Here is a 12238-nt window from a genome sequence, read left to right as displayed (position 1 = left end):
GTGCGGTCAGGCCGCGAGGGTTGTCGTGCTGATGTCGAAGCCACCCCAGGGCGAGTACCCCGGGACGGAGCGAGTTCCTGGCGAATCACGGCGCGTGAGCATCGGAGCCCCGCCGATCTGGAACTCGGACGGGTACGCGTCGGCGAGCCACGCGCGCGCCTTCTTGGCTTTGCCCTTGTCCATCGCTCCCGGGCCGACGCCGCCGCCGTGGGGTCGCAGATCGTCGGGGAGGATGGGCAGCTCGCGCCACCCGGGCCAGGCGTGGTCGTGCCATTGCGCGATGACGTCGTCGCCTCGATGGAACGCCTGCCATGAGCACGGCTCGCAGATCGCGCGTTGCACGAGCTCGCCCACGCACAGGCAGCCGGTGTGCCAGCCGTGAGCGCACCAGCGCAGCTCCGCGCTGAAGACCACGAGCGCGTGCCCGTTCCCGGTGGGGCCGAGCGAGTCCATGGGGTCGAGGTGCCACATGCGCGACACGGCGTACGAGTTGAGGTGGCTGTGCGCCTCGGTCCACTGCTCCCACGCCTCCGTGAGCTCGGATGGCTGGAAGTAGTCCAGCGAGAACCCATTCGGCACGCGGTGGTTGTAGGCCGGCACCGAGGGTGCAGGGTCGAAGTCGGTGAGGTCGAACAGGGCGAGCGACGTCATGGCTTCTTCCTCTCTGGTCTCGGTGCGGTGTGGCATTGGCAGGCGCCGCCCTTCCCGCATGGGGAGAACGGGCCGACCCAGCAGCAGTTGCGGTGGCAGGACCCCTTGAGGAGGTTCTTCGGGTGGGTGGGGCGCTCGGCGGCGCGCGACGGGCGGATCATGACGCGTCCTGGGCGGCGAGGACCGGCACGAGGTCGGGGTACGCGTCGAGGATGAGCGCAGCCGCATTCGCATACGAAGACGCGGTCCTGGCGAACTTCATGAGGAGCACGCCGAGGGTGAGCTCGGCCAGCTCGCGCTCGCTGCCGTGCTCCTCGACATCGCCGAGGTCCGGCCGTGTCGTCGATTCGAACCGGAGTTCGTTCTCGACGTACGCCGCGATTTGGTGCTTCATGATGCCGAAGGCGGCGTCCGGGCCGGGGTGCCCGAGAGAGCACCTGGCCGTGTGGCACTCGGGCCACTCGAACTCGACGGCCTCACGGCTGGCTCCTGCTGCGTAGACCGCGGCGATGATGCGCCGCCGCAGTTCGATGGGTACTTCGCGATCGCTCATGACGCTTGCTCCCCTGCTCGCCCGAACTCCTCGAACGCCGCCTGCACCTGCACCTCGAACACGAGACGCGGGTCGAACGCGGGTGCGGGGAGGTGGCATGTCTTGCACTGCACCTTCGCGGTGCCGTCGTCCTGCCAGTCCACTTCGACGGTGTTCGTGCCGCACACGATGCACGCAGCCCTCGCTCGGCGGGGTCGGGCGTCGTGCATGCCCGCCAGGCCGCGGCCCTTCTTGACGGCGTCGACGACCTCGTCGTGAATGTCGCCCACGAGGTCGAGGTAGGCGACGGACTCGAGGTAGCGGAGCATCCACGATGCGGCGTCCGCGACCGCCGCGTGTGCGTCCCGTGGGGTCATGACGGCTCGGAGGCCGCCGGCGTTCATGTCCGCCGCGAGCCGCTGGTGGGAGGTTTCGGGGCCGGCGACGCCCATAATGCGGATGCACTCGTCCGTGTTGCGGGCGATGACCTCGTGGATGGTGTCGGCCGCTTCGAGGTGCGCGATGGAGAACGGGAGGCGCTGCTCGTGCGACCCGTCCACCCTGATGGCCTCGAAGTCGACGGCCTGCAGGGCCGGGATCACCTCCGAGCGGAGTGTGCTGGTGACGTTCGGCGCCCACGACAGGTGATCGCGGAGCCGCAGGAAGCACCACTCGCACAGCTGCCCCCTGGTGGCCTCGGACGGGCCGGACTCGTCGCCGTCCTGCCACGTGCAGCCACGGATGCAGTCAGCCACGGCGCACCTCTTCCGGCCTCGCGGGCCACGGCGCCGAGTTGAACTCGCCGCTCAGCGGGGCGTGATGGCGCACCCACCTGAACGCAGCATCCCGGTCAGGGAACGGCCCCACGTACCGGGGCAGCGGCTGGTGCCCGGTGTCGTCCCATGAGGCGCTGATGACGAGCATGCACTGCTCCGCCTCGGTCTCGGGGTCGACTCCGTCGCACTGATGGTCTCCGCACTCGCAGAGGGTCGGCTCCTCTCGCCCCGCGGACGTGCGATCGGCGAGTCGAAGGAGTGTGGACTGCGCTCCTGTCCCGAAGAGCCCTGACCTGGCCGCGGTCCGAAGCGTCTCGGCTCGCAGATGCCGGTCGTCGGCGGCGCGCCCCTCCGTTTCGAGCGAGAGTTCGGCAACCTTGGCTCGCAGCTCCTCGAGTTGGCAGGCTGCGCTGATCCATGCCTTCACGCCCGGCGGAGTGTCGAGCCACGGTTCTCCGTTGCGGAGGATCTCGACGTGGCCGTTGTCGAAGCTGTACGTGTACTTCTCATCGATGGGGATGAGTTCTTTGGGCTGGTCCATGGTCGGTGGTCCTTTCAGAACGGGGGTTGGCATTGGAGTGCGTCGGGGTGGGTGAGGCAGTTGCATGGGTCGGCCCGGTTGCCGGGGCGGGGAAGGTCGACGGGGGTGGTGCCGATGGGCGTGTAGCAGCGGTGGTGTGGGATGCGTCCGAGTTCGCGGCGCCCGCGGCTGACGGTGGGTCGCTTCCCGTGTTGGTAGGAGATGTGGAGGCGTTGCGAGCCGCTGGCTTCGAGGAGGTAGATGTGGCGGCCGAGGATGATGCAGGCGACTTCTTCGGCGGGGGTGAGGGCGATGGGGTCGGCGTGGATTGGCCAGAGGGTCATCGCGCCTTGCGCGTCGCCGAGGGTGGTGTCTCGGTCGGTGAAGATGACGGGCTGCTTGCAGCGCATGCATTCGGTGAGGCGCACGGGCTGGTCGTTCGTGGTGCGGGGATCAGGCATGAGTCGCACCCGCTTTCAGGAGGGGTGTGCCCGGTGTGCCCAGTTGCGTCGACCTTGGCGCGCTGCAGAGGGTGTGCCTGACTCTGTTGACACTGTTTACAATCAAAAGAGATTTGGGATGTAGAGAAAACTGGGCACAACTGGGCGCACCCCCTTGAGATCGTTGATATGACGGGCTTCTTAGGTGTGCCCAGTCGTCGTTTTGGGTGGGCACGAACTGGGCACGACTGGGCACAGGTGTTGGCTGGGGTGTGCCCAGTTGGTGTGCCCGGTTCATGAGCGGTCCCAGTGGGGTGCGAGGCGTGGGTTGTCGTCGGCGGTTTCCTCGTCGGGGTCGGCGAGCAGCGTCACGCCGACGTACTTCTTGCGCCCGCCGGGGCGGACGGTTTCGATGCCGAAGCGGGCCTTCAGCTCGCGTCCGAATGCGGTGGTGGTCATCTGCTCTTCGCCTTCGGCGCGGCACCACTTCTTGTAGGCGTTGGTGATGTCGCTGGTTGGGGTGCGGACGTGGTCGCCGCCGCCGATGTGGAGGCGTTCGTCGGCGAACCGGCCGAGGTGGTCCTCTTCGTCGGAGTAGGCCTTGGTGGCGGCGAGGACCCGGGCCGGGTCGTTGAGGCCGTTGGTGAGGTAGTCGGCGAGGCCTTCGAGTGCCCACGCGAGGATGCCGGCGGCTTCCTGCTGCACGAGGTCGTGGGCGAGGTTCTCGTCGCGGTCGGCGGCGGCGATGGTCTGCTCGAAGGGGATGAGGCGGAGGCGGCGCCAGAAGCCGTGCCCGCCGGCGGCGACGCGCGGCTTGTGGTTCGCGGCGAGCCAGAGGGTGTGGCTGGGCTTGAATGCGAAGAAGTCTCCGCGCATGAAGCGCGCCGCGATCGTGTCGCCGCCGGTGAGTGCTTTCAGTTTGGCTTCGTCGAAGCGGGCTCCTTCGTTGATCTCGCTCATGACGACGAGGCGGCGGCCTTGGAGGGCGGCGAGCTCGGTGGGGTGCCGGTCGGGTCCTGCGAGGAGGAGGTTCGCGGGCGCTTCGGTGGCGTAGTCGCCGAGCACGGCGCCGAGCACTTCGAGGAACACGGACTTGCCGTTCGCTCCCCCGCCGTAGCAGAACGGGAGGACGTGCTCGCGGACTTCGCCGAGCAGCGAGATGCCGACGAGGCGGCGCAGGTAGGCGACGAGCTCCTGGTCCCCGCCCATGGCCCAGTCGATGAACGCCGCCCACTTGGGGGCTGCGTCGGCGGGGCCGGCTGCGGTGATCTTGGAGTGGTAGAGCAGCGGCAGGCCGTCGGTGGTGGCCCCGGTGACGAGGTCGACGATGCCGTCTGGAGTGTTGAGCTGCAGGGGGTGCGCGTCGAAGTCGCCGGCGGGGACGCGCAGTTCGGGCATGGTGCGGAGGATGGTGACGGCGGAGCCGAGGGCGCGGGAGCCGAGGCTGCGCTTGCGGTGGGTGGCGAGCGCGGGCTGGTCTTCGGGGATCTGGCGGACGGTGTCGAGGACGGCTTGCAGGGCGGGTGCGTCGTCGGGCCCCCACTCCCATCTCGCGCCGTCCCACGCGGCCCAGCGCTTGGCGTCGGGGATGTAGACGATGCGGCCGCGGTGGCGTTGCAGGGTGAGGTCGGCGTTGCCCCAGTCGGTGAGCTGGTCTGAGGAGCCGGTGATCTTGGCGGGGCGCAGCTCGGCGACGGCGGCGAGGTTCCCGGCGGGCGCGGTACCGTCCGCTGTGGTTGCGGTGGGTGCTGGGGCGGCGGGGATGGTGCGCTCGGCGCGGTGCCCGTATCCGTCGGCGGCGAGTTGGCGGGCGGCGGCGGAGTGGTCGCCGTGGTGGTTGAGGTGGGCGTAGGCGCCGAACTTCGTGTAGGGCTCTTCGGTGTCGAAGTCGGTGCTGCTCGAGAACACGAAGAGGCGGTCGCGGTCCTCGGCGTGCCCGGTGGTGGCGGACACGGAGCGGTCGTCCTTGCCGGGGCGCGTCCAGTAGGTGGTGTGGCCGTGGACGAAGGCGACGGTCCACCCGTGCGGGGTGAGGATGTCGGTCCAGGGCACTTTCTGCTCGTAGTCGTCGCCGGGGGTGATGTCGCCGTCGGCTTGGGTGCGGGGCTGATCTTTCCAGGTGGCGGCGAGGGTGGGTGCGGGGGCGGGGGTTTCGTCGAGGACGGCGTGGAGGATCGCGTGGAGGCTGGCGCGCTCCGACGTGGTGAGGGTGGGCACGCTGGTGGGGCCGCCGGCGACGAGCGTCCACGGCTTGCCTGCGGCGTGGAGGTGCGCGCCGGATGGGGCGGCGACGAAGAACCCGCCTTCGCCGCGCGTCTCGGCGAGGACTTCCTTGTCGGCGTTGCGGGCGATCTTCGTGTTGCCGGGCATGTCGGTGGTGTCGTCGGCGAGGCGGTACATCCAGTGGAGGCCGCCGGATGGTGACTCTTCGAGCCAGCCGCTGTTCACGCGGGACCACACGTCGGGGATGGTGTTGCGGGCGACTTCGCCGATGGTGCCGAGTTGGGTGAGGGCGCGGCCTTCGATCTCGAGCATCTCGAGGCGTCCGGAGACTGTGCCGGTGATGATGCCGAGGCCGCCAGCGTGGTCGTCGGTGAACCATGCCTGCAGTTGGGCGATGTCGGCGCGGTCGGTTTGGTGTTGCTTCCAGTCACCGAGGGGCCGCTTCGTCTGGTCGGGCCGGGTGGGGACGACGCTCATGCCTGCGGCCCATGCGGTTGCGGCGGTGTGGAGGAGGCTGTCGGCCATGGGGTGGTGTCCTTCCTGGACGGGGTGTGCGGCGGTGATGCTGTTGGGTGGCCCGCGCCCAGGTCTCGAACCTGGGTGACTGCCGGTCGCGGGTGCTCGGCTAGAAGCTGCTGAGCTGGTCGATGTGCTGTTGGGTGACGCCGTCGCCCGCCATGAGCGGCAGGATCTGCTCGGGCGGGAGCACCTGCATGAGCTGCTGCAGCTTGTTCTCGACGTCGACGGGCAGGCCCGTCAGCGAGGAGGAAGCGGCGGCCGGTGCCGGTGCGGGTGGTGCGGCGGGAGCCGGGGCTGGGGCGGGTGCTGGCATGCCCTGCCCGGCGAACTGCTGCTGCCCTGCCTGCGGTGCCGCCGCGGGGGTGGGGGCGAACTGCGGCTGTGCTGGCTGGCCGGGGAAGCCGCCGCCTTGCGCGCCGGGAGGCGTCGTCGGGTTCCATACGTCCTGCTGGCCGGGGGCGGCCTGCGGCGCCTGGTTCCACGCCGCCTGCTGGGCCGCCGCTGCGGGGTTCCCGACGTACGCCTGGATCGGAGGCTGGCCTGCAGCCGCTGGCTGTCCCTGCGGTGCGAGTGGGCTCGTGGGGCGGGCGTATCCGGCCTGGTAGAGCTTCTTCGGGTTCTGCGGGTTCTTCGACGTCGGGTCGAAGCCGGTGAAGGTGACGGTGAGGATGCCGCCCACTTCGATGTCTTCGGCGCCGGCGGCGATGATCGCGTCGCCGATGGCCCGCTTCATGGCGGACGAGGACACGTAGAGGGTGCGGGAGCCGTCGTCGTTGCCGTCGGCGGGGTCGCGCTCGGCGGTGTCGAGCTCGACGACGACCTGCATCTTCGGGTCGCCGTTGGGCCACGTGTCGGGTTCCTGGGAGCCGAACTTCGTCTGCTGTTGCTCGCGGGGTGCTCGGCTGACGGTGCCGGTGTGGGTGTCGCCGGGGTTCTGGAACTTGAGGCCCTTGCCGCCGGTGGTGATGAAGAGTGACATGTGCGTTGCCTTTCTGGGCGTAGTGCTGAGGTGTCAGGTGAAGAGGTTCTTGCGGGTGGATTGCTTCGCGTCGCGGTGCAGGGGCTTGCAGACCCAGCACCACTGGTCGTCGCAGACCCCCTGCCTGGCGAGGGCCTCGTCGAGGCCCACGGAGGCGAGGAGCGTGGCGAGCTGGTTGGCTCGGGCGAGGGTGGCCGCGGCGAGCGCGAAGTCCACGGGCTGGTTCCAAATGAACCGCCGCGACCACTCCTCCTCGCGAGGCAGAAACGAGATCTGCACTCGCTCTGGGGTTCCCCAGCCGCCGTCGATGAGGAGGCCCATGGCGTAGAGGTTGATCTGCGCCTTGTAGATGTCGGACGGCCCGTTCTTGCGGTACTTCGCGAGGGTGTTGGAGCCGACGAGCTTGTGGTCGATGACCGTGTTCGTCGCCGTGTCGTAGAGGTCGAGGCTGCCCGTGATGGGTGCTCCCCCGACGACGCCGACGGTGACGGGCCATTCGGTCACCCACCGGTGTCCGTGTGTCTGGTTCCAAGCCTCGAACGCACTCTCGAGCTCGGCGTGCATGGCTGTGCCGATGTCGGCTTTCCAGTTCATGCCCCGGTTGGGTTCGCGGACCCCAGCGAGCGAGCAGAGCACGTTGCTGTTACAGGGGTGGCCGAGGCCGGACGGTCCGACCTTGACCTGCAGGTTGCGGGGCCGGTTGAGGAAGTGGTTCTCGACGACGGCGACGTAGTCGACCGCTGCCTTGGGTTCCGCTTCCACGGCGGTGGCGGGGATGATGGCTGGTGCGGGTGGTGGCGTGCCCGCCCCCGATGGGGCGAGCGCGGGGGCGGGCAGTGTCATCAGGCTGCGCTCGCCTTGAACGACGGGGCGGACTTCGTCTTGAACTGCTCGAGCGCGTTCGCCGCGAACGCGTCGGTGACGGCCTTCGTGTTGAGCGTGTCCTTGTACAGCTCGGGGAACTTCGCCGACGGGTACTGCTCGGCGAACATGCCAGCGTTGAGGGTCTTGCGGCCCGCGGTGACGGTGAGGACGACGTCGCCGAGGAGCTTCTTCTTCCCCTCCTCGAGAGCGCCGGTCTTGAGGCCCTGCTCGAGGATGCCGACGACCGTGGCGCGGCGTTCCTTGAGGTCGGCGAGCTGCTCGTCGATCTGCGCGAGGTCGGCGGCCGCGGCGACGAGGTCGATACTGTCGGCCGTGGTGACGGTGGCGGGGGTGGTGGTCGTGCTCATGGGGCGGGTTCCGTTTCTGTGGTGAGGGTGGGTTGTGGGCGGGTGCCCGTGAGGAGGGCGGCGAGGTCGGCGACGGTCATGAAGACGATCTGCTCGCCCGGTTTCTGGGTCTTGGCGCGCTTCGCGACGACGATCCCGGCGACCGCCCCGTCGTTGACGCGTTCCGTTTCGGCTTCGCCCAGCCACGGCGTGACCTTGAGTTGGCCGGCGTAGTTCTTGCACTCCACGACGACCCGCTGGTTGCCGACGCGAGTGCGGAGCGAGGCGATGTCGCCCTTGTCGACGGCGCCGGTCTTCACTCGGCGGTCGATGCGGTCGTCAACGTGCTCGGCGAGGTAGTCGGCGACCTCACGCTCGAGGCGCGACCCGGCTGCCTTCGCGGAGGCTCGCGACCGGGTCATGCGGTCGGCTCCGCCGTGTAGTGGTCGACGATCACGCCGGCCACGGCGATGGCTTCCACGCCGGTGCCGCAGCTGGTCACGGTGCGCCCGTACTGGCCGTCCTGGTCGAGCGTGTACACGAGCCAAAAGCCGGGCAGGCCGCGCTCGACGCGGAGCCGCTGCTTGAGCATCAGGCGGCCTCGTCGGGCTCGTCGCCGTCGAAGTCCAGCTGCTCGTCACCGAGGCGCGCCTTCGTGAGCTTCGACATGACGGCGTCGAGCGTTGCCCGATCCTCGGCGGTGCCGGCGACCTCGATGCGGGTGATGCGCAGAACCGCGGAGGGTTCCTCGGTGACGTCGTCCATCGCCCACTTCTTGCGGTCGATGTCGACGACAGCGCGCAGCGGCTCGTCGATGCCGCCCTGGTCGAGGAACTCGTCGTAGTGGTCCTCGAGGCCGTTGCGCTCGTTGCCGGGGAGTCGGCCGGAGAGCTGAACGTTCTTGCTGGTCATGGGGTGCTCCTTCTGGTGGGTGTTGGGTGGGGTTCCGGGGTCGGCAAGTAGTGCCACCCATGAGGGGGTTGGCGAGAGGGGTGGCGCGGGCCTGCTCAGAGAGGCCGGGCGATGAGGAAGTCGCGCAGGGCGGAAACCCTGCCGCAGTGACCGCAGACGACGGAGGTCAGGCTGGTGAGAGCGTTGTGGAGATGCTTCGAGCAGACCGTCGTCCACTTCGAAGGGCAGTGCTTGTTCGCGCAGGTCACGAGGCGGACGGCTTCGTCGTCGCAACCCTTGTAGGCGCAGAGGATGGTCGGTGTGGGGAAGTCGATCGGGGCTAGGAGGGCGAGGTCATCCGGCATGCTCGACTTCTTCCGCATCCGGCTCCCCGCCATCGACCGCTTCCGCGCGGAGTCCGCAGATCTGCAGTCCCTGCCAAATGCAGTAACCGGCGAGCACCACGCATCCGAGGAGCGCCCACGACTGCAGCGGTGTCACGAGCCGGCCTCCTGCGCCTTGATGACAGCCGCGCTGGCAATCAACTGCCCCGCAAGAGCGAGCGCGTCGTCAGCCGACATCTCGATGCTGCTCACGTAGTCGAGGTTCGGCTCGAGCTCGCGAGCCGCGATCGACACGAAGCCTTGGTACGTCGTGACGACGGGGCCGATCATGAGGACACCTCGTAGCGGATCAGGCCGAGCGCCGTGTCGACGCCGTCCCGGTCGATGCGGTCCTGCAGCGTCTCCGAGCGGGACCAGTCGCGGCCGGTCACGATGCCACCTGCTGCGCGTCGAGCCAGGCGGCGATGTCGCTCGGCTTGTAGCGGACGAGACGACCAACCTTCGTCGCCTTCGGGCCGCGGTGCCCGTCGTCCTTGCCGTCGAGGTACTTCCAGTTGCGGAGAGTTGCTTCCTCGACGCCGAGCTGCGCGGCCACGGCTTCGGTGGTGACGAGCGCCTCGGCGGCGGTGGATGGGAGAGAGTCATCGGTTCGAGGAGACTCGAGCGTCTTGCTCATGCTGATTCCTTCCGTGTGAGACCCGGACTGATCCGGACGGGCTGCTCGGACGCCATCTGCTGGCGCAAGAGCGTGGTGATCGCTTCGGTGACACGGGCTACGTAGACCGTCGAGGGCTTGCGCTTCCCTGTCTCGACCTCTGAGAGGTACGAGGGTGGGGTCTGGGCTGCGCTGGCCACGGCGGTGAGCTGTAGTCCTGTGCCTTCACGCAGGTTCCGGAGCGCTGCTCCTGCCCCTGGCGTTGTGGCTGTACTGGACATGCGTAAAACATAACCCCACTTTTACTCAGGACACAACACCATCGATGTAATTCACCCCCAGACATTGCGCCGGATGCGTAAAAGTCACTAGGGTTACTCCCGTCCCCGTACGAACTAGGAGTAAGAAAAAATGTCACCTCTCACCCGACTCACCGGCGCTTCATCCGAAGAGCGCTTGCGCTACGGCCAGATGGTGAAGTCGGCACGCCTCGGCATGGGCATGTCTCAGGACGACCTCGCCAAGGCAGCAGCGGTGGCACGCAAGACGATCAGCAACATCGAGCGCGGCACCCACGCCGGCCAGGAGGACGTGCTCCGCCGCATCTTCGCGGTCGTCGGGATCCCCACCGCCGAGGATGCCCACTCCGACGAGGTGCTCGCCTACATGGAGATGTTCGGCACCATCATGGAGAACATCGCCCCAGCGGATCGACTCGAGGCGCAGAACCGCACGATGATGATGCTGACCGAGTTCGTGCGTCGCAACACCACCCCGAAGGCGAGCAACGTCACGCAGTTCCCAGCGCAGAGCACCCCGGTCGAGATGACCGAGGAAGAGGAGCTCAAGTACGCGGCAGACGAGTCGCCCGTCGAGGACGAGATCTTCGACTAGCTCGAATGTCGGTGGGTCGGTGCAGACTCGCCTCGCACCGCCTCCCACCTTCCCTGCTAGGAGACAGCATGTACGACCCCTATGAGCACGCCAGCGACTTGGGGCTCAGGATTGAAGAGGGCCGCATCCGGACCGCCAACGCACTCCTGATCCCCGAGAAGCACCTAATCCTCGTCCGCCCGAAACTCCCCGGCGTGCACCGCCGCGCGACGATCGCGCACGAGATCGTCCACTTCGAGAAGATGGACGTCGGCCGCGCCGCGTGGCAGGAGGAACGCGCCGACCGCATCGCCGCGCAGCGCCTCATCCAACCCGCCGACCTCCTCCGCGCCGAGCGCATGTACGAGCACCCCGAGCTCATCGCGCGCGAGGTCGGCGTCCCCACGAAGTACCTGCACGCCTGGCTCAAGGCGGCGTAGGGCATGGCGACGATCGCGAAGTACGAGACCGACGCCGGCCTCCGCTACCGGGTGCGATACCGGAAGCCGGACGGCAAGCAGACCGACAAGCGAGGGTTCCGCACGAAGAAGGAAGCCGAGGCGTTCGCGAACACCGTCGAGGTGTCGAAACTGCGCGGCGAGTTCGTCACCGAGACCGCGGGGCGCGTCACTGTCGGCGAGCTCTGGCCGCGGTGGATCGCCACGAAGCAGGGCATGAAGGAGTCGTACAAGCGCACCCTCAACGTCGCCTACTCGACGCACGTCGAAGCGAAGTGGGGTGCCGTGCCGGTCGGCAAGGTCAAGCGCTCCGAGGTGCGCGAGTGGGTGCACGGCATGGCGAAGTCGGCGAGCGTCTCGCGCCGCGCGCACGGCATCCTCGCGGGGATCCTGGACCTCGCCGTCGACGACAAGGCGCTGCACGCGAACGTCGCCCGCGGCATCCCCCTGCCGCGCAAGGTGCGGCAGAAGCACGCCTACCTCACCGTCTCGCAGCTGGCGACCCTCGCCTCCCACGCGAAGGCAAACGCGGGCATGGTGTGGTTCCTCGGCACCACGGGCCTGCGGTGGGGCGAAGCCGTCGCTCTTCGCGGCAAGCACGTCGACCGTGAGCGGCGCCGCATCCGCGTGGAGGTGTCCGCGACGATGGTCGGATCGACGCTCGTCCCTGACACTCCGAAGGGCGGCGTCGCCCGCGATGTGCCCGTGACGAAGTTCGCGCTCGACCGCATCCCGAAGGCCCTCCCCGAGGCGGTCCTGCTGCCAGTGCCGAGCACGGGCCGCATGCGCACCTACTCCCCCGGCTCCGAGTCCTGGTTCTCCGGCGCGCTCAGTCGAGCCCAGGCAGAGGACCCGAAGATCCCCGACCTCGTCATCCACGACTTGCGGCACACCGCGGCGTCGATCGCGATCTCGTCGGGCGCGAACGTGAAGGCCGTGCAGCGAATGCTCGGGCACACCTCGGCGGCGATGACGCTCGATGTCTACAGCGACCTGTTCGAGGCGGATCTCGACGCGGTGGCGGATGCGATCGAGGCGAAGCTCGCCGCAGAGTGTGGGCAGAATGTGGGCACTGGGGCTGCGTCCTAGCCTCGGAGGCCCCGTCTCGCCTGCTATTCCGGGGCACGCGGCGCGGAGCCCCGTAGGGTTCGAGTCCCTCCAGGGGC

20 protein-coding genes are annotated in these 12238 nt (G+C 68.6%); 3 read left to right on the top strand and 17 right to left on the bottom strand.

Annotated elements, in window-relative coordinates; genetic code table 11:
• Nucleotides 1-6: 6 nt before the first annotated feature.
• The 17 genes from ABVF28_RS15885 to ABVF28_RS15805 form a co-directional block, all read right to left on the bottom strand.
• Nucleotides 7-651 (bottom strand): DUF6349 family protein, encoded by a 645-nt coding sequence (locus ABVF28_RS15885; protein WP_371031252.1) that lies wholly within the window; start codon nucleotides 649-651, stop codon nucleotides 7-9.
• A 157-nt stretch (nucleotides 652-808) separates the two neighbouring features.
• Nucleotides 809-1204, bottom strand: a complete 396-nt coding sequence (locus ABVF28_RS15880) for a hypothetical protein (protein WP_371031251.1) — start codon at nucleotides 1202-1204, stop codon at nucleotides 809-811.
• Complete coding sequence (locus ABVF28_RS15875; RefSeq protein ID WP_371031250.1) at nucleotides 1201-1938, bottom strand: hypothetical protein; 738 nt, start codon at nucleotides 1936-1938, stop codon at nucleotides 1201-1203. Before ABVF28_RS15875 ends, ABVF28_RS15880 begins: the two co-directional genes overlap by 4 nt.
• Nucleotides 1931-2500, bottom strand: a complete 570-nt coding sequence (locus ABVF28_RS15870; protein ID WP_371031249.1) for a hypothetical protein — start codon at nucleotides 2498-2500, stop codon at nucleotides 1931-1933. The genes ABVF28_RS15875 and ABVF28_RS15870 overlap by 8 nt, the downstream gene beginning before the upstream one ends.
• 14 nt (nucleotides 2501-2514) lie before the next feature.
• Nucleotides 2515-2940, bottom strand: coding sequence for a hypothetical protein (locus ABVF28_RS15865; RefSeq protein ID WP_371031248.1), 426 nt, complete (start codon nucleotides 2938-2940; stop codon nucleotides 2515-2517).
• A gap of 273 nt (nucleotides 2941-3213) precedes the next feature.
• Nucleotides 3214-5667, bottom strand: a complete 2454-nt coding sequence (locus tag ABVF28_RS15860; protein WP_371031247.1) for a phage/plasmid primase, P4 family — start codon at nucleotides 5665-5667, stop codon at nucleotides 3214-3216.
• A 100-nt stretch (nucleotides 5668-5767) separates the two neighbouring features.
• Complete coding sequence (locus tag ABVF28_RS15855) at nucleotides 5768-6640, bottom strand: hypothetical protein (RefSeq protein ID WP_371031246.1); 873 nt, start codon at nucleotides 6638-6640, stop codon at nucleotides 5768-5770.
• 33 nt (nucleotides 6641-6673) lie between these two features.
• A complete protein-coding gene (locus ABVF28_RS15850) occupies nucleotides 6674-7483 on the bottom strand; it encodes a hypothetical protein (protein ID WP_371031245.1) in 810 nt (269 codons plus the stop codon).
• On the bottom strand, nucleotides 7483-7872 hold the full coding sequence (locus tag ABVF28_RS15845; protein WP_371031244.1) for a hypothetical protein: 390 nt from the start codon (nucleotides 7870-7872) through the stop codon (nucleotides 7483-7485). The genes ABVF28_RS15850 and ABVF28_RS15845 overlap by 1 nt, the downstream gene beginning before the upstream one ends.
• Nucleotides 7869-8273, bottom strand: coding sequence for a hypothetical protein (locus ABVF28_RS15840; protein WP_371031243.1), 405 nt, complete (start codon nucleotides 8271-8273; stop codon nucleotides 7869-7871). The genes ABVF28_RS15845 and ABVF28_RS15840 overlap by 4 nt, the downstream gene beginning before the upstream one ends.
• Nucleotides 8270-8443, bottom strand: a complete 174-nt coding sequence (locus ABVF28_RS15835) for a hypothetical protein (RefSeq protein WP_371031242.1) — start codon at nucleotides 8441-8443, stop codon at nucleotides 8270-8272. The genes ABVF28_RS15840 and ABVF28_RS15835 overlap by 4 nt, the downstream gene beginning before the upstream one ends.
• Nucleotides 8443-8763: a hypothetical protein gene (locus ABVF28_RS15830; protein WP_371031241.1), complete on the bottom strand. Its 321-nt coding sequence runs from the start codon at nucleotides 8761-8763 to the stop codon at nucleotides 8443-8445. The genes ABVF28_RS15835 and ABVF28_RS15830 overlap by 1 nt, the downstream gene beginning before the upstream one ends.
• A 95-nt stretch (nucleotides 8764-8858) precedes the next feature.
• Nucleotides 8859-9107 carry a hypothetical protein gene (locus ABVF28_RS15825; RefSeq protein ID WP_371031240.1) on the bottom strand — a complete coding sequence of 83 codons (249 nt, stop codon included), beginning with the start codon at nucleotides 9105-9107 and terminating at the stop codon, nucleotides 8859-8861.
• Nucleotides 9097-9243, bottom strand: a complete 147-nt coding sequence (locus ABVF28_RS15820) for a hypothetical protein (RefSeq protein ID WP_371031239.1) — start codon at nucleotides 9241-9243, stop codon at nucleotides 9097-9099. The genes ABVF28_RS15825 and ABVF28_RS15820 overlap by 11 nt, the downstream gene beginning before the upstream one ends.
• Complete coding sequence (locus ABVF28_RS15815; RefSeq protein WP_371031238.1) at nucleotides 9240-9416, bottom strand: hypothetical protein; 177 nt, start codon at nucleotides 9414-9416, stop codon at nucleotides 9240-9242. The genes ABVF28_RS15820 and ABVF28_RS15815 overlap by 4 nt, the downstream gene beginning before the upstream one ends.
• 97 nt (nucleotides 9417-9513) lie before the next feature.
• On the bottom strand, nucleotides 9514-9762 hold the full coding sequence (locus ABVF28_RS15810) for a helix-turn-helix transcriptional regulator (protein ID WP_371031237.1): 249 nt from the start codon (nucleotides 9760-9762) through the stop codon (nucleotides 9514-9516).
• Nucleotides 9759-10022: a helix-turn-helix transcriptional regulator gene (locus ABVF28_RS15805; protein ID WP_371031236.1), complete on the bottom strand. Its 264-nt coding sequence runs from the start codon at nucleotides 10020-10022 to the stop codon at nucleotides 9759-9761. Before ABVF28_RS15805 ends, ABVF28_RS15810 begins: the two co-directional genes overlap by 4 nt.
• A 130-nt stretch (nucleotides 10023-10152) precedes the next feature.
• On the opposite strand from ABVF28_RS15805, the gene ABVF28_RS15800 reads away from it, so the two are divergent.
• From ABVF28_RS15800 to ABVF28_RS15790, 3 genes are all read left to right on the top strand, one after another.
• Complete coding sequence (locus tag ABVF28_RS15800; RefSeq protein ID WP_371031235.1) at nucleotides 10153-10635, top strand: helix-turn-helix transcriptional regulator; 483 nt, start codon at nucleotides 10153-10155, stop codon at nucleotides 10633-10635.
• Between the two features lie 68 nt (nucleotides 10636-10703).
• Nucleotides 10704-11054 (top strand): ImmA/IrrE family metallo-endopeptidase, encoded by a 351-nt coding sequence (locus tag ABVF28_RS15795; protein WP_371031234.1) that lies wholly within the window; start codon nucleotides 10704-10706, stop codon nucleotides 11052-11054.
• Between the two features lie 3 nt (nucleotides 11055-11057).
• On the top strand, nucleotides 11058-12161 hold the full coding sequence (locus ABVF28_RS15790; RefSeq protein ID WP_371031233.1) for a tyrosine-type recombinase/integrase: 1104 nt from the start codon (nucleotides 11058-11060) through the stop codon (nucleotides 12159-12161).
• Nucleotides 12162-12238: the final 77 nt, after the last annotated feature.

The sequence above is a fragment of the Pseudoclavibacter sp. JSM 162008 genome (genome assembly GCF_041366455.1).
GTDB lineage: Bacteria > Actinomycetota > Actinomycetes > Actinomycetales > Microbacteriaceae > Pseudoclavibacter.
This window is presented reverse-complemented; position numbering and strand designations above follow the sequence as displayed.